At 65.2% G+C, this 19,571-nt stretch carries 20 protein-coding genes, 2 tRNA genes and 1 pseudogene; 10 read left to right on the top strand and 13 right to left on the bottom strand.

Going from position 1 to position 19,571, the window contains the following annotated elements; genetic code table 11:
* Positions 1–70 precede the first annotated feature (70 nt).
* The 6 genes from pagL to hemA all read right to left on the bottom strand — a co-directional run bounded on the left by pagL (position 71) and on the right by hemA (position 5,465).
* The gene (pagL, locus tag FHW81_RS29700; protein WP_003099307.1) at positions 71–592 is read right to left on the bottom strand and encodes a lipid A 3-O-deacylase; all 522 of its coding nucleotides are present in this window, start codon (positions 590–592) and stop codon (positions 71–73) included.
* A 133-nt stretch (positions 593–725) separates the two neighbouring features.
* A complete protein-coding gene (gene murI, locus FHW81_RS29695) occupies positions 726–1,523 on the bottom strand; it encodes a glutamate racemase (protein ID WP_003099300.1) in 798 nt (265 codons plus the stop codon).
* A complete protein-coding gene (locus FHW81_RS29690; RefSeq protein WP_003099296.1) occupies positions 1,513–2,271 on the bottom strand; it encodes a molybdopterin-synthase adenylyltransferase MoeB in 759 nt (252 codons plus the stop codon). The genes murI and FHW81_RS29690 overlap by 11 nt, the downstream gene beginning before the upstream one ends.
* On the bottom strand, positions 2,265–3,095 hold the full coding sequence (gene prmC / locus FHW81_RS29685; protein ID WP_003099293.1) for a peptide chain release factor N(5)-glutamine methyltransferase: 831 nt from the start codon (positions 3,093–3,095) through the stop codon (positions 2,265–2,267). The genes FHW81_RS29690 and prmC overlap by 7 nt, the downstream gene beginning before the upstream one ends.
* A 1-nt stretch (position 3,096) precedes the next feature.
* Entirely contained in the window at positions 3,097–4,179 is a 1,083-nt protein-coding gene (gene prfA, locus FHW81_RS29680; protein WP_003099290.1) for a peptide chain release factor 1, read from the bottom strand.
* Positions 4,180–4,196: 17 nt separating this feature from the next.
* Positions 4,197–5,465: a glutamyl-tRNA reductase gene (gene hemA, locus FHW81_RS29675; protein WP_003095001.1), complete on the bottom strand. Its 1,269-nt coding sequence runs from the start codon at positions 5,463–5,465 to the stop codon at positions 4,197–4,199.
* A gap of 143 nt (positions 5,466–5,608) precedes the next feature.
* Here hemA and lbcA point away from each other — a divergent pair, with 143 nt between their 5' ends.
* The 9 genes from lbcA to FHW81_RS29630 all read left to right on the top strand — a co-directional run bounded on the left by lbcA (position 5,609) and on the right by FHW81_RS29630 (position 12,715).
* Entirely contained in the window at positions 5,609–7,381 is a 1,773-nt protein-coding gene (gene lbcA / locus FHW81_RS29670; RefSeq protein ID WP_073651912.1) for a proteolytic complex protein LbcA, read from the top strand.
* 4 nt (positions 7,382–7,385) lie between these two features.
* Entirely contained in the window at positions 7,386–8,003 is a 618-nt protein-coding gene (gene lolB / locus FHW81_RS29665) for a lipoprotein insertase outer membrane protein LolB (protein WP_003095005.1), read from the top strand.
* Between the two features lies 1 nt (position 8,004).
* On the top strand, positions 8,005–8,853 hold the full coding sequence (gene ispE, locus FHW81_RS29660; protein ID WP_003099284.1) for a 4-(cytidine 5'-diphospho)-2-C-methyl-D-erythritol kinase: 849 nt from the start codon (positions 8,005–8,007) through the stop codon (positions 8,851–8,853).
* Between the two features lie 36 nt (positions 8,854–8,889).
* A tRNA-Gln gene (locus tag FHW81_RS29655) sits at positions 8,890–8,964 on the top strand.
* 55 nt (positions 8,965–9,019) lie between these two features.
* Complete coding sequence (locus FHW81_RS29650) at positions 9,020–9,961, top strand: ribose-phosphate pyrophosphokinase (protein WP_003099281.1); 942 nt, start codon at positions 9,020–9,022, stop codon at positions 9,959–9,961.
* A 116-nt stretch (positions 9,962–10,077) separates the two neighbouring features.
* Positions 10,078–10,692: a 50S ribosomal protein L25/general stress protein Ctc gene (locus tag FHW81_RS29645; RefSeq protein WP_003099279.1), complete on the top strand. Its 615-nt coding sequence runs from the start codon at positions 10,078–10,080 to the stop codon at positions 10,690–10,692.
* Positions 10,693–10,733: 41 nt separating this feature from the next.
* Positions 10,734–11,318, top strand: a complete 585-nt coding sequence (gene pth / locus FHW81_RS29640; protein ID WP_003099278.1) for an aminoacyl-tRNA hydrolase — start codon at positions 10,734–10,736, stop codon at positions 11,316–11,318.
* Between the two features lie 40 nt (positions 11,319–11,358).
* Positions 11,359–12,459, top strand: coding sequence for a redox-regulated ATPase YchF (ychF, locus tag FHW81_RS29635; RefSeq protein WP_003099270.1), 1,101 nt, complete (start codon positions 11,359–11,361; stop codon positions 12,457–12,459).
* 179 nt (positions 12,460–12,638) lie between these two features.
* Positions 12,639–12,715 (top strand) — tRNA-Met (locus FHW81_RS29630).
* A gap of 139 nt (positions 12,716–12,854) precedes the next feature.
* On the opposite strand, the gene FHW81_RS29625 is transcribed toward FHW81_RS29630, so the two are convergent.
* From FHW81_RS29625 to FHW81_RS29615, 3 genes and pseudogenes are all read right to left on the bottom strand, one after another.
* Entirely contained in the window at positions 12,855–13,160 is a 306-nt protein-coding gene (locus tag FHW81_RS29625) for a HigA family addiction module antitoxin (protein ID WP_003099268.1), read from the bottom strand.
* Positions 13,161–13,171: 11 nt separating this feature from the next.
* Positions 13,172–13,450: a type II toxin-antitoxin system RelE/ParE family toxin gene (locus tag FHW81_RS29620; RefSeq protein WP_003113526.1), complete on the bottom strand. Its 279-nt coding sequence runs from the start codon at positions 13,448–13,450 to the stop codon at positions 13,172–13,174.
* Positions 13,451–13,502: 52 nt separating this feature from the next.
* Positions 13,503–13,628, bottom strand: a pseudogene (locus FHW81_RS29615) (phage integrase); the annotation flags it as partial.
* A 150-nt stretch (positions 13,629–13,778) separates the two neighbouring features.
* On the opposite strand from FHW81_RS29615, the gene FHW81_RS29610 reads away from it, so the two are divergent.
* Positions 13,779–16,007 carry a TonB-dependent receptor gene (locus FHW81_RS29610; RefSeq protein ID WP_023090880.1) on the top strand — a complete coding sequence of 743 codons (2,229 nt, stop codon included), beginning with the start codon at positions 13,779–13,781 and terminating at the stop codon, positions 16,005–16,007.
* A 69-nt stretch (positions 16,008–16,076) separates the two neighbouring features.
* On the opposite strand, the gene can is transcribed toward FHW81_RS29610, so the two are convergent.
* From can to FHW81_RS29590, 4 genes are all read right to left on the bottom strand, one after another.
* Complete coding sequence (gene can, locus FHW81_RS29605) at positions 16,077–16,724, bottom strand: carbonate dehydratase (RefSeq protein WP_003095021.1); 648 nt, start codon at positions 16,722–16,724, stop codon at positions 16,077–16,079.
* Between the two features lie 61 nt (positions 16,725–16,785).
* Positions 16,786–18,024, bottom strand: coding sequence for a C69 family dipeptidase (locus tag FHW81_RS29600; RefSeq protein WP_003113524.1), 1,239 nt, complete (start codon positions 18,022–18,024; stop codon positions 16,786–16,788).
* Positions 18,025–18,222: 198 nt separating this feature from the next.
* Positions 18,223–18,675 (bottom strand): ribosomal protein S18-alanine N-acetyltransferase, encoded by a 453-nt coding sequence (rimI, locus tag FHW81_RS29595; protein WP_003095025.1) that lies wholly within the window; start codon positions 18,673–18,675, stop codon positions 18,223–18,225.
* Positions 18,672–19,373: a hypothetical protein gene (locus tag FHW81_RS29590; protein ID WP_003141633.1), complete on the bottom strand. Its 702-nt coding sequence runs from the start codon at positions 19,371–19,373 to the stop codon at positions 18,672–18,674. The genes rimI and FHW81_RS29590 overlap by 4 nt, the downstream gene beginning before the upstream one ends.
* Positions 19,374–19,571: the final 198 nt, after the last annotated feature.

The following is a 19,571-nucleotide window of genomic DNA, read 5'->3' as shown; positions in this document are numbered from 1 at the left end:
GTGCGGCGGGGCGGAAGAATCGCAGGCATGAAAAAGCCGGGATGAACCCGGCTTTTTTCGCCCGTGCCGACTAGATCGGGATCTTGTAGAACAGGCTGTAGGACTCGATACCGTCGTTCGGCTGTTTCAGGCCGGCGTTGGAATAGTGGATCGCCCGAACGCCGACCGACTGGCCGTTGGCGAACTTCAGGCCGGCGCCGATGCGGTCTTCGAAGTTCAGGGAGGAACCCAGGTTCTGGTCGCCGACACGGGTGCCGGAGAACGCCGCCACGCCGATACCGGCCTCGATGAATGGCTTGATCGAGTCGCCGGCGAACTCGTAGACGAATACCGGAGCGAACGACAGCGAATGCTTGCCGGCGCCTTCATCGCCACCTTCCCAATAGGTGTAGCCCGCATCCCAGTAGCCGGTCAGGCGCCCGGTGGAGGTCTGCCACCAGCTCTTGTCCCAATCCCAGCTCAGGCCCAGGCGATAGGTCATGCCCGACTGGCCGGTCGCACCGACGGCGGCCGAGACGTCCGCCGCCTGGGCGGACGCCACGTGGACGGAGGAAAGTGCGGCCAGAACGGCCAGCGGAAGTAGTTTCTTCATTGAAACGTCCTTTTCGAAAGTTGCATGAAAGCCCCCGCATTCAAGCTGCGCATTATAAGAGCGCACTTACTAAAGCAGATACTAGACCAAACGCTTTAGTTCAAAAAATCGCTGACACGTCTGCCAGGAACGACTAAACGACTAATTTTCCTACGCTTTCCGGGCTTCCCCAGAGGATCGGCAGGATCCTTTCCATCTCCTCCGGCAGCGCGCTGGTCCAGAAACGCGGCGTCGCGGCCTGGCCAGAGGCCAGTAGCGCCCGCGCCGACAATACGCGCTCCAGCTGCCGGGCGACAGCCGCTCCCGTATCGATCACCGCCATCTCCGCCGGGATCAGCTCGGCCAGCAGGGGTTTGACGAAGGGATAATGAGTACAGCCGAGGATCAGCGTATCGCAGCCCTGTTCGAGGATGGGCGCCAGCAGGCGTTCCAGCAGTGCCCGGGTTTGCGGCCCATAGAGATCGCCGGCTTCGATGCGCTCGACCAGCCCCGGGCAGGGCTGGGTGAAGACCTGTACGTCGCTGGCGAAGCGGTCGAGCAAGGCGGCGAAACGCGCGCTCTTCAGAGTTCCGGTGGTGGCCAGGACGCCGACCCGACCGTTGCGGGTGGCCGCCGCGGCCGGCTTCACCGCAGGCTCCATGGCCACCAGCGGCACCTGCGGATAACGTTCGCGCAATTCCGCCGCAGCCGCAGCCGTCGCGGTATTGCAGGCCAGTACCAGAGCCTTGGCGCCCTGCTCCAGAAGGAAATCACCGATCCGCTCGCAGCGTTCGCGGATGTACTCCGCGCTCTTCTCGCCGTAGGGCACATGGGCGTTGTCGGCGACGTAGAGCAACGATTCGGATGGCAGGCGCGCGCGAATCTCACGCAATACGCTGAGCCCGCCGACCCCGGAATCGAAAACGCCGACCGCGGCCGACTCAACCGCCATGGCGTTGCCCACAGACGGCACAGGAAGGATCGCGACGCACCCGCAATTCGCGGAAGCGCGTGCCGAGGGCGTCCACCAGCAGCAGGCGGCCCACCAGCGGTTCGCCGAAACCGGCCAGCAGCTTGAGCGCCTCCAGCGCCTGCAGGCTACCGACCAGCCCCACCAGCGGACCGATCACGCCGGCCTCGCTGCAGGTCAGCTCGGCCTCGCTGCCGTGCCCGTAGAGGCAGTGGTAGCAGGGGCTTTCGTCGCGGCGGGTATCGAATACCGAAAGCTGGCCCTCGAGACGGATCGCCGCGCCGCTGACCAGGGGCTTGCCGGCGCGCACGCAGGCGACGTTGACCGCCTCGCGGGTGGCGAAGTTGTCGGTGCAGTCGAGCACCAGGTCGACCGCCGCCACGGCGGCATCGAGGGAGTCCTTGTCCAGCGCGGCGCTATGGCTGACCAGGCGGATCTGCGGATTCAGCGCGCCCAGCCGGCGCATCGCCGACTCCACCTTGCCGACACCGACGCTGGTGCCATCGTGGATGACCTGCCGTTGCAGGTTGGTCAGGTCGACCGTATCGAAATCCGCCAGGTGCAGCTCGCCGACCCCGGCCGCGGCCAGGTACAGCGCCACCGGCGAACCCAGGCCGCCAAGACCGACGATCAGTGCGCGGCTGCGCTTCAGGCGCAGCTGGCCCTCGACGTCGACCTGCGCCAGCAGGATCTGGCGACTGTAGCGCAGCAGTTCCTCGTCGCTCAGCATACCCATTGTCCGAGAGTGATCCGCTCGTTGCCGCCGAGGTCGCGCAACGTATGTACCCCGGCGAAGCCGCGGGCGCCGAGCAGTTCGCGCACAGCCGCCCCTTGATCATAGCCGTGCTCGAGCAGCAACCAGCCTTCGTCCAGCAAATGCTGCGGCGCCTGGGCGACGATCTGGCGGATATCGTCGAGGCCATCGCTACCCGCGACCAGCGCGCTCTTCGGCTCGAAGCGCACGTCGCCCTCGCTCAGGTGCGGATCGCTGGCAGGGATATACGGCGGATTGCCGACGATCATCCGGAAGCGTCGGCCATCGAGAGCGGAGAACCAGTGGCTGCGGCGCACCTCGACGTTCTCCAGGAGCAGCCGCTGGCGATTGCGCTCGGCCAGCGCCACGGCCTCTTCCACGCGGTCCACCGCAGTCACCGTCCACAGCGGCCGTTCGCTGGCCAGGGCCAGGGCGATGGCGCCGGTGCCGGTGCCCAGGTCGAGCACGGTAGCGGTGTCCGCCGCGAGGGTCGCCAGCGCGGTTTCCACCAGCAGTTCGGTGTCCGGGCGCGGGATCAGGGTGTGTGGCGCGACCTCCAGGTCCAGGCTCCAGAAGCCCTGGTGGCCAAGTATGTAGGCCACCGGCTCGCCGTTGCGCCGACGGGCGATCCAGTCGTCGAACAGCTCGTTGGCCTCGCGCGGCACGATGCGCTCCGGCCAGGTACGCAGGAAGCTGCGCGGCTTGCCCATCGCCGCCGCCAGCAGCAACTCGGTGTCGAGCCGGGCGCTGGGCGAATCGGGCAGTTGGGAATCCTTGAGAAGGGTACAGATAGTGGTCATGTCAGTCGCCCAGGGCCGCCAGTTGATCGGCCTGGTATTCCTGCAGCAGCGGCTCGATCACCTGTTCCACCGCGCCCTCCATCACCTCGCCCAGGGAGTACAGGGTGAGGTTGATGCGATGGTCGGTGACCCGCCCTTGCGGGAAGTTGTAGGTACGGATGCGCTCCGAGCGGTCGCCCGAGCCCACCAGCAGCTTGCGCGTGCTGGCGATCGCCTGCTGCGCCGCGGCCTGCTGCTGGTCGTTGAGCTTGGCCGCCAGCCAGGCCATGGCCTTGGCGCGGTTCTTGTGCTGCGAGCGCTCTTCCTGGCACTCGACCACGATGCCGCTGGGAATGTGGGTGATGCGCACCGCCGAGTCGGTCTTGTTGACGTGCTGGCCGCCGGCACCGGAGGAACGGTAGGTGTCCACCCGCAGGTCGGCCGGGTTGATCTCGATCGCTGCCTGCTCGTCCGGCTCCGGCAGCACCGCGACGGTGCAGGCGGAAGTGTGGATCCGGCCCTGGGATTCGGTTTCCGGCACCCGCTGCACGCGGTGCGCGCCGGACTCGAACTTGAGCTTGGCGTAGACGTTGTCGCCCTCGACCCGGGCAATCACTTCCTTGTAGCCACCGTGCTCGCCCTCGTTCTCCGACAGCGTCTCGACCCGCCAGCCCTGGCGCTCGGCGTAGCGCGAATACATGCGGAACAGGTCGCCGGAGAAGATCGCCGCCTCGTCGCCACCGGTGCCGGCACGGATCTCCAGGAACACGTTGCGGCTGTCGTTGGGATCCTTCGGCAGCAGCATGCGCTGCAGGCTGTCGCCGAGGGCGGCGAGGCGGCCGCGCGCTTCGGCGACCTCCTCCTCGGCGAGGTCGCGCAACTCCGGGTCGCTGTCCTTGAGCAACGCCTGGGCACCCTCGAGGTCGGCCTGCACCTTGCGGTAGTCGCGGAACGCCAGGATCACCGGTTCGACCTCGGCGTACTCGCGGGAATAGGCGCGGAAGCGGGTCTGGTCACTGATCACCTCGGCGTCGCCGAGCAGCGCCGTCAGTTCTTCGTAGCGATCGCTGAGGACATCCAGCTTTTTCAGCAGAGAAGCTTTCATGCAGGCATAGGTACCGGTCAGTGGCGCGGCGCGCCCTCGTCGAGGGCGAACAGCTCCTGGGCCAGGGCCAGCGCGTCGATGCGGCCCTCGGCGGACATTTTCTTCATCTGCACGCTGGGCGCGTGCAGCAGTTTGTTGGTCAGGCCGCGGGCCAGCTGGGCCATCACCTCGGCGGGGTCGGCACCGTTGGCCAGTTGCCGCTGGGCCTTGCCCAGCTCCTCATCGCGCAGGCGCTCGGCCTGCTGCCGATAGGCGCGCAGCACGTCCACCGCGGCCAGTTCGCGCAGGCGCTGCATGAACTCGGCGACGCCGCTGCCGACCAGTTCCTCGGCGGCCTGGGCAGCGCCCTGGCGGCTCTTGAGATTCTCCGCCACTACTTCGTGGAGGTCGTCGACGCTATAGAGGTAGACGTCGTCCAGTTCGCCGACTTCCGGCTCGATGTCGCGCGGCACGGCGATGTCGACCATGAACATCGGCTTGTGCTTGCGCTGCTTCAGCGCGCGCTCCACGGCGCCCTTGCCGAGGATCGGCAACTGGCTGGCAGTGGAGCTGATGACGATATCGCTGTTGGCCAACTCCTCGGGTATCTCCGAAAGCAGCACCGCATGGGCGCCGAACTGCTCGGCGAGCAGGCTGGCGCGCTCCAGGGTGCGGTTGGCCACCACGATGCGCTTCACGCCTTGCTCGAACAGGTGGCGCGCGACCAGGGTGATGGTCTCGCCGGCGCCGATCAGCAGCGCCTGGCTGCGGTGCAGGTCGCTGAAGATCTGCTTGGCCAGGCTCACCGCGGCGAACGCCACGGACACCGGGTTCTCGCCGATGGCGGTATCGGTGCGGACGGTCTTCGCCGTACTGAAGGTGGCCTGGAACAGGCGGCCGAGCAGCGGACCGACGGTGCCGGCCTCGCGCGCGACGGCGTAGGCCGACTTCATCTGGCCGAGGATCTGCGGCTCGCCGAGGACCATCGAGTCGAGGCCGGAGGCCACGCGCATCATGTGGCGCACCGCGTCTTCGTCCTGGTGCACATAGGCACAGGCGCGCAACTCGTCGAGAGTCAGGCGATGGTAGTCCGCCAGCCAGGCGAGCACGTCGTCCGCGGTCGGATGGTCGATCTCCAGGTAGAGTTCGCTCCGGTTGCAGGTCGACAGGATGGCCGCCTCGCGGCTGGTGGTCAGGCGGCAGAGCTGCTGCAGCGCCTCGACCATCTGTTCCGGAGTGAAAGCCACGCGCTCGCGGACAGCCACCGAGGCGGTCTTGTGATTGATGCCGAGGGCAATGAAGGCCATGCAGGATCGCTGAGCTAATCGGGGAAACGCGCAATTCTCCTACTTCGCCAAGGGCAGGACAACCATTGCCGATGTATTGACCCCATAGACAGCTTCGTCGACGCCCGTCCCGGCCCCCTTGGGCTTGCCGGACGGCTTATGTCATGATGGCGCCACCCTCGCAGGTTCAAGGCCGGCTTTCTTCCTCTATGAACAAATCCCTTGCGCTGCTGACCGTCACGCTGCTGCTCGGCGGCTGCCAGTCACTTATCCACAAGACTCCCGATGGCACCCCGCCGGTGGAAGACACCGCGGTCGAGACCAAGGCCAAGCCGGAAAAGTACGGCTCCTTCAGCGAGGACAGCCTGTATTCGCTGCTGGTGGCCGAACTGGCCGGGCAGCGCAACCGCTTCGACATCGCCCTGAGCAACTATGTGGTGCAGGCGCAGAAAACCCGCGACCCCGGGGTTTCCGAGCGCGCCTTCCGCATCGCCGAATACCTCGGCGCCGACCAGGAAGCCCTCGACACCTCCCTGCTCTGGGCGCGCAGCGCGCCGGACAACCTCGATGCCCAACGCGCCGCCGCGATCCAGTTGGCCCGCGCCGGGCGCTACGAGGAGTCCATGGTGTACATGGAGAAGGTCCTCAACGGCCAGGGCGACACGCACTTCGACTTCCTCGCCCTGTCTGCCGCGGAGACCGACCCGGATACCCGCGCCGGCCTGCTGCAGAGCTTCGACCACCTGTTGAAGAAATACCCGAACAACGGCCAGTTGCTGTTCGGCAAGGCCCTGCTGCTGCAACAGGACGGCCGCCCGGACGAAGCCCTGACCCTGCTCGAGGACAACTCCGCAAGCCGCCACGAAGTGGCCCCCCTGCTGCTCCGCTCGCGCCTGTTGCAGAGCATGAAGCGCAGCGACGAGGCCCTGCCGCTGCTCAAGGCCGGGATCAAGGAACACCCGGACGACAAGCGCGTGCGCCTCGCCTACGCGCGCCTGCTGGTGGAGCAGAACCGCCTGGACGACGCCAAGGCCGAGTTCGCCGGACTGGTCCAGCAATTCCCCGACGACGACGACCTGCGTTTCTCCCTGGCGCTGGTCTGCCTGGAAGCCCAGGCCTGGGACGAAGCCAGGATCTACCTGGAAGAACTGGTCGAGCGCGACAGCCACGTCGACGCCGCCCACTTCAACCTCGGACGCCTCGCCGAGGAACAGAAGGACACCGCGCGTGCCCTCGACGAGTACGGCCAGGTCGGTCCGGGCAATGACTTCCTCCCGGCGCAACTGCGCCAGACCGACGTCCTGCTCAAGGCCGGTCGCGTCGACGAAGCCGCCCAGCGCCTGGACAAGGCGCGCAGCGAGCAACCCGACTACGCCATCCAGCTGTACCTGATCGAAGCCGAGGCGCTGTCCAACAACGACCAGCAGGAAAAGGCCTGGCAGGCCATCCAGGAGGGTCTGAAGCAGTACCCGGAGGACCTCAACCTGCTCTACACCCGCTCGATGCTGGCGGAGAAGCGCAACGACCTGGCGCAGATGGAAAAGGACCTGCGCTTCGTCATCGCCCGCGAGCCGGACAACGCCATGGCCCTCAACGCCCTCGGCTACACCCTGGCCGACCGCACCACCCGCTACGGCGAGGCCCGCGAGCTGATCCTCAAGGCGCACAAGCTGAACCCGGACGACCCGGCGATCCTCGACAGCATGGGCTGGATCAACTATCGCCAGGGCAAGCTGGCCGACGCCGAGCGCTACCTGCGCCAGGCGCTGCAGCGCTACCCCGACCACGAGGTCGCCGCGCACCTGGGCGAAGTCCTCTGGGCCCAGGGGCGCCAGGGCGACGCCCGGGCCATCTGGCGCGAATACCTCGACAAGCAGCCCGACAGCGACGTGCTGCGCCGCACCATCAAGCGCCTGACCGGCGCCGAGACTCCTTGAAACCATGCGTCTACGTCTTTTCCTCGCCGCCTCCGCGCTGGCCCTGCTCAGCGGCTGCGCCGGCCTGACCTCCCACGAAGCCCTGGAAGGCCAGGGCGATGCGCAGACCTGGAAAACCCACAAGCAGCAGCTCAGCGAGCTGGATGCCTGGCAGATCGACGGCAAGGTCGGCATCCGCGCCCCGCGCGACTCCGGCAGCGGCACCCTGTTCTGGCTGCAGCGCCAGGGCTACTACGACATCCGCCTGTCCGGCCCGCTCGGCCGCGGCGCAGCACGCCTGACCGGGCGTGAAGGCGCGGTGAGCCTGGAAGTCGCCGGTCAGGGCCGCTACCAGGCGGAGTCCCCGGAAGCACTGCTGGAAGAACAACTAGGCTGGCGCCTGCCGGTCTCGCACCTGCTCTGGTGGGTACGCGGCCTCCCGGCGCCGGACAGCAAGAGCCGCCTGACCCTCGACGCCGACAGTCGCCTGGCGCGCCTGGAACAGGACGGCTGGCAGATCGAATACACCCGCTACGCCGAACAGAACGGCTACTGGCTACCCGAGCGCCTGAAACTGCACGGCCAGGACCTCGACGTCACCCTGGTGATCAAGGACTGGCAGCCGCGCCAGCTCGGCCGCTGACATGAGCGTGCGCCTCAGCCTGCCAGCCCCGGCCAAGCTCAATCTGTTCCTGCATATCCTCGGCCGCCGCGACGATGGCTATCACGAGTTGCAGACACTGTTCCAATTCCTCGACCACGGCGACGAGCTGCATTTCGAAGCCCGCCAGGACGGCCAGGTACGCCTGCACACGGAAATCGCCGGGGTGCCGCACGACAGCAACCTGATCGTGCGCGCCGCGCGCGGGCTGCAGGAAGCCTCCGGCAGCCCGCAAGGCGTCGACATCTGGCTGGACAAGCGCTTGCCCATGGGGGGCGGCATCGGCGGCGGCAGCTCCGACGCCGCCACGACGCTCCTGGCCTTGAACCATCTCTGGCAACTCGGCTGGGACGAGGACCGCATCGCCGCCCTGGGCCTGCGCCTGGGCGCCGACGTGCCGGTCTTCACCCGCGGACGCGCGGCTTTCGCCGAGGGCGTGGGCGAAAAGCTCACCCCGGTGGACATCCCGGAGCCCTGGTATCTCGTCGTGGTTCCGCAAGTACTTGTCAGCACAGCAGAAATTTTTTCAGATCCACTGTTGACACGCGATTCTCCCGCCATTAAAGTGCGCACCGTTCTCGAGGGGGACAGCCGAAACGACTGTCAGCCGGTAGTCGAGAGGCGTTACCCAGAAGTTCGTAACGCTTTGATCTTGCTAAACAAATTTGTTTCAGCTAGATTAACCGGCACTGGAGGTTGTGTGTTTGGGAGCTTCCCAAACAAAGCTGAAGCTGATAAAGTCTCGGCCCTTCTTCCAGACCACCTTCAGAGGTTCGTCGCCAAAGGAAGCAACATCTCGATGTTGCACCGGAAGCTGGAAACTCTGGTCTGAGAAAGGAATGCCGAAACGGCATTCGAGCAATACCACAGGGGCGTCGCCAAGCGGTAAGGCAGCAGGTTTTGATCCTGCCATGCGTTGGTTCGAATCCAGCCGCCCCTGCCATTTTCCTCTTCTGTATTTCATCCGGATCCCTTCGGTCGACACAGGTACCTGTAGCGTGTCCAAGATGATGGTCTTCACGGGGAACGCTAACCCCGATCTTGCACGACGCGTCGTGCGTCAGCTGCACATTCCTCTTGGCGATGTTTCAGTTGGCAAATTCTCCGATGGCGAAATCAGCGTCGAAATCAACGAAAACGTCCGCGGCAAGGACGTATTCCTGATTCAGCCGACCTGCGCGCCGACCAACGACAACCTGATGGAACTGGTGGTGATGGCCGATGCCTTCCGCCGCTCCTCGGCCACTCGTATCACCGCTGTCATCCCCTACTTCGGCTATGCCCGCCAGGATCGACGTCCGCGCTCCGCCCGCGTGGCCATCAGCGCCAAGGTAGTGGCCGACATGCTGACCGTCGTCGGGGTCAACCGTGTCCTCACGGTCGACCTGCACGCGGATCAGATCCAGGGCTTCTTCGATATCCCGGTAGACAACATCTACGGTTCGCCCGTGCTGGTGGACGATATCGAAGACCAGCGCTTCGAGAACCTGATGATCGTCTCCCCGGACATCGGCGGCGTGGTGCGCGCGCGCGCCGTGGCCAAGTCCCTGGGCGTGGATCTTGCGATCATCGACAAGCGTCGTCCCAAGGCCAACCAGTCCGAAGTGATGCACATCATCGGTGACGTCGAAGGCCGTACCTGCGTACTGGTAGACGACATGGTCGATACCGCCGGCACCCTCGGTCACGCCGCCAAGGCCCTGAAAGAGCACGGCGCCGCCAAGGTCATCGCCTACTGCACCCACCCGGTGCTGTCCGGCCGTGCCATCGAGAACATCGAGAAATCCGTACTGGACGAGCTGGTGGTGACCAACACCATCCCGCTGTCCGCCGCTGCCCAGGCCTGTGGCCGCATCCGCCAGCTGGACATCGCTCCGGTCGTTGCGGAAGCCATGCGCCGGATCAGCAACGAAGAATCGATCAGCGCGATGTTCCGCTGAGGCCCAGCCTCGGCGAACGCGCCTGAACGAAAACGCCCCGCTCCGGCGGGGCCTTTGAAATCGCCCGAACGCTGGTCGCAAGCGTTCGGGCGCATTGTTATTTTTGGAGATACACAATGGTCGACTTTATTCTGAATGCCCAAGTGCGTTCCGATCTGGGGAAAGGTGCGAGCCGCCGCCTGCGTCGTAACGCCGGTCTGGTTCCTGCTGTCGTTTACGGCGGCGACAAAGAGCCCCAGTCCGTAACCCTGGAACTGCGCGAAATCGCCAAGCTCCTGGAAAACGAGGCTGCCTTCAGCCACGTGATCGCCCTGAACGTTGGCGGCGCCAAGGAAACCGTACTGATCAAGGCCCTGCAGCGCCATCCGGCGAAAGGCTTCGTGATGCACGCCGACTTCCTGCGCGTGGTCGCCGACCACAAGCTGACCGCCCACGTACCGCTGCACTTCATCAACGAAGAAGTAGCCGTTGGCGTCAAGCAAGCCGGTGGCGAGATCTCCCACACCATCTCCGAAGTCGAAGTTTCCTGCCTGCCGAAAGACCTGCCGGAATTCATCGAAGTCGACATGGCCAAGGTCGAGCTGGGCCAGATCGTTCACCTGTCGGACCTCAAGGCTCCGAAAGGCGTCGAGCTGGTACAACTGGCCCACGGCAACGATCTGGCCGTTGCCAACATCCACGCTTCCCGCGTGGTGAAGGAAGAAGGTAGCGAAGAAGGCGCCGCCGAGTAATTCATTACTCGATCGCCTTTTTATAGAGAGGGGCTCCCGTCGTGACTGCCGTACAACTGATCGTTGGCCTGGGAAACCCGGGTCCTGAATACGACCAGACCCGGCATAACGCGGGGGCCCTTTTCGTTGAGCGCCTGGCGCATGCCCAGGGCGTCAGCCTCGTGGCTGACCGCAAGTATTTCGGCCTGGTCGGCAAGTTCAGCCACCAGGGCAAGGACGTTCGTCTGTTGATCCCGACTACCTACATGAACCGCAGCGGCCAGTCCGTGGCGGCGCTGGCGGGATTCTTCCGGATCGCCCCGGACGCCATCCTGGTGGCCCACGACGAACTCGACATGCCCCCTGGCGTCGCCAAGCTCAAGACCGGCGGCGGACACGGCGGGCACAACGGGTTGCGCGATATCATCGCCCAGCTCGGCAATCAGAATTCTTTCCATCGCCTGCGGCTTGGCATCGGCCATCCGGGGCACAGCAGCCTGGTTTCCGGTTACGTGCTCGGCCGCGCACCGCGCAGCGAGCAGGAACTGCTCGACACCAGCATCGACTTCGCCCTCGGCGTGCTGCCGGAAATGCTCGCCGGGGACTGGACCCGGGCGATGCAGAAGCTGCACAGCCAGAAGGCCTGAACCACTTTTCTAGCGCCTGTCTGAGCGCGAGGGACATAGCATGGGATTCAACTGCGGCATCGTCGGCCTGCCCAACGTCGGCAAGTCCACCCTGTTCAACGCCCTGACCAAATCCGGTATCGCGGCGGAAAACTTCCCGTTCTGCACCATCGAGCCGAACAGCGGCATCGTGCCGATGCCCGACGCGCGCCTGAACGCCCTGGCCGAGATCGTCAAGCCCGAGCGCGTACTGCCGACCACCATGGAATTTGTCGACATCGCCGGCCTGGTGGCGGGCGCCTCCAAGGGTGAGGGCCTGGGCAACAAGTTCCTCGCCAACATCCGCGAGACCGACGCCATCGCCCACGTGGTGCGCTGCTTCGAAGACGACAACGTGATCCACGTGTCCAACAGCGTCGACCCCAAGCGCGACATCGAGATCATCGACCTCGAACTGATCTTCGCCGACCTCGACAGCTGCGAGAAGCAACTGCAGAAAGTCGCCCGCAACGCCAAGGGCGGCGACAAGGAAGCCCTGGCCCAGAAGGCCCTGCTGGAAAAGCTTATCCCCCACTTCACCGAGGGCAAGCCGGCGCGTTCGCTGCTGAAGAACCTCGGTGACGAGGAGAAGCGCCTGGTGCGCAGCTTCCACCTGCTGACCAGCAAGCCGGTGATGTACATCGCCAACGTCGCCGAGGACGGCTTCGAGAACAACCCGCACCTGGATGTGGTAAAGGCCATCGCCGAGGAAGAAGGCGCGGTGGTGGTGCCTGTGTGCAACAAGATCGAAGCCGAGATCGCCGAGCTGGAAGACGGCGAAGAGAAGGACATGTTCCTCGAGTCCCTCGGTCTCGAGGAACCCGGCCTGAACCGTGTGATCCGTGCCGGCTACGGCCTGCTCAACCTGCAGACCTACTTCACCGCCGGGGTGAAGGAAGTCCGCGCCTGGACCGTCCGCGTCGGCGCCACCGCCCCGCAGGCCGCCGGCGTGATCCACACCGACTTCGAGAAAGGCTTCATCCGCGCCGAAGTGGTCGCCTACGACGACTTCATCCAGTTCAAGGGCGAACAGGGCGCCAAGGAAGCCGGTAAATGGCGCCTGGAAGGCAAGGACTACATCGTCAAGGACGGCGACGTAATGCATTTCCGCTTCAACGTGTAATCCCCTTCCCGTCCCAGGAAAGCCCCGGCCAAGCGCCGGGGCTTTTTCGTTCCCGTCCCTCCCCACCGCCCGCTCTCCGGCGATCCGACCCCTTCCGTCTAAACGATTGAAAGATCAGAAAATTATCTAGCCCCAGGGGTTGACAGCCCCGCCCGAGATACGGAAAATGCGCGCCACTCGGCTACATAGCTCAGTCGGTTAGAGCGCAGCATTCATAATGCTGATGTCCCAGGTTCAAGTCCCGGTGTAGCCACCATATTTTTCAAGGGGTTAGCGCAAGCTAACCCCTTTTTGTTTTGGTCGGCAGACTACAAACCGTCTACGCCCCCCTTTACCGATTTACGGTTCGCATAAAAAAGCCCCGCATCTGCGGGGCTCTACGATCAACGTCACTGCTATCCGTGAGCAAGCAGCGGCTCAATCTCATGTTCGATCTGCTTGCCATTCGCCGCATAAGCAGTTGCTAACGAATACTCACTCTGGAGATTCATCCAGAACTGAGCGGACGTATCAAAGTAACGCCCCAGACGAATCGCCATATCTGCGGAGATACCACGCTGCTCACGAACGATATCGTTCACTGTCGGAGCGGAGACTTTCAAAGCGCGTGCTAGAGCAGCTGGAGAGATATCCAACTCCATCAGAAACTCATCGCGCAATATTTCCCCAGGATGGATGGGGCGCATACCATTGGTAGCCATGGTCCACCTCCTCAGTGGTAATCAACTATTTCGACTTCTTCGGGACCCGCATCCGTCCAGACGAAACAGACACGCCACTGGTCATTGATCCTGATGCTATGTTGGCCCGCCCGCTTTCCCTGCAACGGCTCCAACCGGTTTCCAGGTGGAGAGCGCAGGTCTCGAAGCTCCGTAGCCGCATGAAGCATTGCGAGCTTACGCGTAGCGACTGTGAGGATCGCTCCCCACCGCCTCGAAAGACCCGTCTCAAAAAGCTGACGAGTCTCGTCGCAGCGAAAGGTCAGAATCATTCATTAACCCTTAACGTTAAGCGTTAACTTCACTACAGATTACCACAGATCCTCATGTGGTCAATTTGTAGCCAGACTGAGTAATCGGAGAAAAGCGCATCGCCGATTCCAAGTGCTCCGGCGACAGATGTGCATACCGCATCATCATCGAGGAATGCCCGAGGATCCGCTGTAGGGCCACGCCATGCGCAGCGCCCCGTGTCAGGCATTTCATCTTGCTTTGGATGCCAGGCATGCCTCATTGAAACAGTTCGAATCATTTGATAATCATTATCGATTTGTTTAGCTTTGCCGCCCATCAAAACAACAGCAACTCGGAAATCTCCTCATGCCCCGCTCCATCCCTTTGCGCCCGGCTCCCCTGGCGCTTTCCCTGTCCCTCTTCGCTTCGTTTTCCGCTCCTGCGCTGGCTGCCGATCCGGTGGAGCAGCAGATGGTGGTGATCGGCTCGCGCGCGCCGACCAGCATCAGCGAGTTGCCCGGCACGGTCTGGGTGATCGAGCGCGAGCAACTGGACCAGCAGACCCAGGCCGGCGTGCCGCTGAAGGAGGCGTTGGGACAATTGATCCCGGGCCTGGATATCGGCTCCCAGGGTCGTACCAACAACGGCCAGAACCTGCGCGGACGCAGCGTACTGGTGATGATCGACGGGGTGTCGCTGAACAGTTCACGGGGCATCAGCCGGCAGTTCGACTCCATCGACCCATTCAACATCGAGCGCATCGAGGTGATGTCCGGCGCCAGCGCGGTGTACGGCGGCGGCGCCACCGGCGGGATCATCAACATCGTGACCAAGAAGGGCGTCGGCGGCGACACTCGCTTCAACACCGAGCTGGGCGCCCGCAGCGGCTTCCAGAGCCATGAGGACCACGACCTGCGCGCGGCGCAGTCGATCAGCGGCGGCAACGACCTGTTCAACGGCCGCCTGGCCATCGCCTACCAGAAGAACGGCGCGGCCTACGACGGCAGTGGCGACCAGGTACTGACGGACATCACCCAGACCGACCTGCAGTACAACAGGTCGGTGGACCTGATGGGCAGCCTTGGCTTCACTTTCGCCAATGGCCACAGCCTCGATCTCGGCCTGCAGTACTACGACTCCGGCTACGACGGCGACCGCGGCCTCGATCTTGGGCGCAACTTCGATGCCCTGCGCGGACGGGCACCCTATTCGATCAAGGGCGGCGTCGACCTCGACCGCGAGCCGGAGAGCAAGCGCCATCAGTTCAACGCCACCTACCACGCGCCGGAAGTGCTGGGTCACGACCTCTACCTGCAGGCCTACTACCGCAACGAGAAGATGGCCTTCAATCCCTTCCCTACCATCCGCTACAGCAATACCGGCGCGATCAACTACGGCACCTCCTACTACTCGGCCTCGCAGCAGGACACCGACTACTACGGGATGAAACTGGCCCTGGTGAAGACCTGGGAGCGCGCCAGCCTGACCTACGGGGTGGACCTGGACCGGGAAAAATTCACGTCCGACCAGATGCTCTTCAACCTGCCGCTCGCCGCCGCCAGCGGCGGGCTGGTAGCCAGTGAACAGGCCAAGCTGGGCCGCTACCCGGACATCGATACCGACAGCCGCGCCTTCTTCCTCCAGGGCAGTTGGAAGGCCACCGACGACCTGACCCTGAGCGTCGGCGTGCGGCGCCAGTCGATGAGCACCGACGTCAGCGACTTCGTTGCGGCGAACCAGCAGATCCTCATCGCCAACGGCCTCGGCAAGACCGCCGACGCGGTTCCGGGCGGGAGCAAGGACTACGACGTCAACCTGGTCAACGTCGGCGCCATCTACAAGCTGAACCTGCAACAACAGGTCTGGGCCAACTACAGCGAAGGCTTCGAGCTGCCGGATCCGGCCAAGTACTACGGTTTCGGACGCTACGGCGCAGCCGACGGCAATGGCCACTACCCGCTGTTGCAGGGGGTCAGCGTGAACGACTCGCCGCTGGACGGGATCAAGACCAAGCAGGTCGAGCTGGGCTGGCGGCACACCGACGGTGCCCTGGATACCCAGGTGGCGGCGTTCTATTCCTGGTCGGACAAGAGCATCAAGTACGACTCGAAGACCCTGGCGGTGCTGCAGCAGGACACCAAGAAGCGCAACTACGGCCTGGAGGGCCAGGCTACCTACTGGCTGGACGATCACTGGCAGGTCGGCGTCAACGGCCTGGCCATCCGCTCCCAGGAGAAGGTCGACGGCCGCTGGCTGAAGCAGGACGTGACCTCGGCCAGCCCGTCCAAGGCCGGCGCCTTCGTCGGCTGGAAGGACGACCAGCGCAGCCTGCGCCTGCAGGGCGTGCGCACCTTCAACCTGAACGACGAGCCGGGCAACAAGATCGACGGCTACGCGCTGTTCGACCTGCTCGGCACCCAGGCGCTGCCGGTGGGCACCCTCACCGCGGGCATCCAGAACCTGCTGGACAAGGACTACACCACGGTCTGGGGACAACGCGCGCAGGTCTACTACGGCGGGCTCGCACCAGCGGGACTGTTCGACTACAAGGGACGGGGGCGGACCTACAGCCTGACGTATAGCGTGGAGTTCTGAAGCCGTCCTCGACAGTTCCCCTGTCCCTCCAGGGAGAGGGGAACTCGTGGGAAAGAGCTTCCGCCTCTCTCAGCAGCAACCGCCCAGCGGACTCAAGCGATACTGCGGCGGCAACTGGTCGAGGCCGCTGACGGTGACGTTGAGGTTCTTCCACAGGCCATCCTTGATCCCGTAGATGCAGCCATGCACGGACAGCGACTGGCCGCGGTGCCAGGCGTTCTGGACGATGCTGGTGTGGCTGACGTTGGCCACCTGCTGGATCACGTTGAGCTCGCAGAGGCGGTCGACGCGCTCTTCCTCGGTCGGCAACTGCTCCAGGTGCTCGCGGTATTCGTAGGCGAGGTCGCGAATGCTGCGCAGCCAGCCGTCGATCAGGCCGAGCTGGTCGTTGTGCAGGGAGGCGCGCACGCCGCCGCAGCCGTAGTGGCCGGTGACCAGGATGTGCTTGACCTTGAGCACGTCGACGGCGAACTGGATCACCGACAGGCAGTTGAGGTCGGTGTGCAGCACGACGTTGGCGACGTTGCGATGGACGAACAGGTCGCCGGGCAGCATGCCGACGATTTCGTTGGCCGGCACCCGCGCGTCGGAGCAGCCGATCCAGAGGTACTCGGGGGTCTGCTGGCGGGCCAGCTTGGCGAAGAAGTCCGGGTCTTCCTGCTTGATCGCTTCGGCCCAGCGGACGTTGTTCTCGAACAGTTGCTGCAAGTCGCTCATGGCATGCCCCTCGTTTGACCGGTGCAGCACCTTACGGAAGGCGATGCCCGTTTGACAAGCGTCACAGCGCGGCGTGGCTACGCCACCAGCGCTGCTGCGCCAGCGGCTGCATGGCGACCTGATCATGCCAACAGGCGTGCCAGGCTGCGGCATCCTCTGCCAGGCGCGGCCAGTCGGGCTGTTCGAGGTCGGCGAAGAGTTCCCGTTCCAGCCAATCGCGGCCGCTGCGCAGGAGCCGGCGGAAGGCGCGGTCGGTGAGCGCGCGGCGGTGCACCGCCTCGAAGCGCCACCAGGGGGACTCCTGTACCGCCTCGCGCGGCTGGCTGAGCACGGCGGCGCCGGAGGCCGGATCGAAGGACAGCGGCTGGAACAGTCCCAGGCACGGCGCCGAAGTACCGGTGGCGGCCAGCAACGGGCCGTCGTCGCGCAAGCGGGCGACCAGACTGGCGGTGGTCTGCGAAGGCCGCCAGAAGCTGCCGGCGTGCATGCATACCTGGCGGTTGTTGTGGCGGCGGAAGTGGTCCCCGCGCGGGCCATGGTGGCGCAGCGCGGCGAACAGCGCGTGCCAGTCCGGCTCACCAGGCAGGCTGTCGAGGAAGCGCTGGTTGATCCGACAGCGCCGGTGCGCGCCGCCGACCCAGGGTAGCAGGCGGGTGTCGAAGACCCGCGCGAAGTGGAAGTCGCCGCGACCATCCCAGCAGCCCTGGCGGCGAGCCTGGTCCTCGAGGTCGCGGCTGCACAGGTCGAATTCGTGGCCAAGGGTCAGGGCGTTGGAGATGGCCCAGCGCTCGACCTTCTTCGCCGCCCACAGGTTGCCGGCGGTTTCCAGCACCCAGGCTTCGCCGGGGTCGGCGATGAGGAAGCTGTTGTCGTAGCGGATGCGCTTGTCGCGGTAGCCGGCCGGGCCGCCCTGGCCGTAACGCTGCAACAACCCGGTGATCACCTCTAGCGCCTCGCGGGCGCTGGCGCCGCGCTCCAGTCCCAGGCGCAGCAGGTCCATGCCGAGCAGCGCGGTGCCGCGCTGACGGGTCAGCTTGGTGAACACCGCTTCGTTGCCGATGGCCACGCCGTGCTCATTGACGCCCATTTCCGCGCCCCAGATCCAGCTCGGCTGGCTGATCACCAGCGCATGTCGCTGGGCGGTCTGGGGAATGTCGAGATAGGTGGTGCGCAAGCGCGCTTCCGGATCGTTGCGCACCGCCGGCAGGCGCAGCAGACGCTGCGGTTCGGCGGGCTCGCGGTCACTGTTCTTGGCGAACCAGGTCTGGCCCTGGTGGCGAAGGATCAGGGTGTCGCACATGGGGGGCTCCAGTCTGCGCATCCTGCCACCGGCCGCTGTCGACCTGACTTCGCACTCCCGCGAAGGGTTACCGCATGAAGGGACCTGCCTGCGGTATGCAGGCGAGAATCGGAATGCTGGTAAGGGTACGGCGGTGCCAGAAGGCCAGCCAGCTACTCCAAGTGATAGCTAGTTGCCGGCAGGGAAGCGGAGCAAGCCTCAGTCGAACAGGGTACAGGCCATGACCAGGGCGTCTTCGCGCCCGCCGACGGCGGGGTAGTAGTCGCGACGGCGGCCGATCTCGTTGAAACCGTAGCGTTCGTAGAGGCGGTAGGCGGCCTGGTTGGAAGCGCGCACTTCGAGGAAGCATTCGCGAGCCTGGTGGCCGGCCGCCTCGCGCATCAGGTGTTCGAGCAGGCGCAGACCGAGGCCACGCCCCTGGCTTTCGGGCTTCACCGTGATATTCAGCAGGTGCGCCTCGTCGAGGATGATCTGGATGACGCCATGGCCGACCTGCTGGCTACCCTCGAACATCAGCCAGCAATGGTAGTTCTTCAGGCCTTCGCTGAAGATGCCACGGGTCCAGGGGTGGCTGAAGGCGGCATATTCGATTTTCAGCACGGCATCGAGGTCCGCCTCGGTCATCGGGCGGAAGGAAATCGCATCGCTCATTGAATCTCGCTCGACCAGCGCTGACGGACACGGCGCATGGCGCGCCACAGCTCGCCCTTGAGGGCGGGTTCTTCCATGAGGGCTTCCAGGCCTGGCACGGCCCAGGTTGCGCCCAGACCGTCCACCTGCAGCTCGCGGAACAGGCTGCCCTCGTCGCCCTCGCCGGCGAAGCGGATCGCCGGCAGGCCGACCAACCACAGGCAGCGGCTACGCTCGCTCTCCTCCATGCGCGCGGCGACGAAGCTCTGGACGAACTCCAGGGCCGCCTGCGGCCCCTGGTCGAGGTTGCCGCGCGCCAGCAGCGGCCAGCGTACCGGTTCGCCGATCAGCCGCGGGCTGTCCGGCAGGCCGGCGGCGCGCAGCAGGTCGCGCAGCAGCAGGTAACCCGGATCGCGGCTGGCGAAGGGTTCGCCGGTGGGCAGTTCGACCAGCAGGGTGCAGGAGCCCGCCTGCAGCAGTTGCAAGGCGAAGCGCGGCGGCGGGGCCTGGACCGCCGGCGGCTCGGCCGGGGCCTCTTCGACCGGCGCGACCGGCTCGGCTTTCTTCGCCGCCGGGGCGCCCGGCTTCGGCAGGCTGATCGGGATCCCGCGGCCTTCCACGGGCGCGGCGGGAGCCACGCTCGGCGCGCTGGCCGGCGCCTCGGCTTGCGGGACGCGGGCCTGCGGCGCATCGATCGCGGCGCGCGCACGCACAGGCACCGCCGGCTCTTCCCGGGGCGGGGTCTCCAGCAACTCCGGCCGCGAGGGTGCGGCGAACGGCAACGGCTGGCGGGGCAGCCAACTGGTTATCTGCATCGCGCCCAGGAAGGCGCGGCGACGCTGTTCTTCGATCAAATCTCGGGCACCGGCAATTAGGCGATGCGCGGGGACGGTTTCGCCCCCGGCGTTCAGGCAGGC

This window comes from Pseudomonas sp. RC10-4-2, assembly GCF_050433085.1.
Lineage (GTDB): Bacteria > Pseudomonadota > Gammaproteobacteria > Pseudomonadales > Pseudomonadaceae > Pseudomonas > Pseudomonas aeruginosa.
Note: the sequence above shows the minus strand (reverse complement) of the source record. Positions and strands in the feature narration are given on the sequence as shown.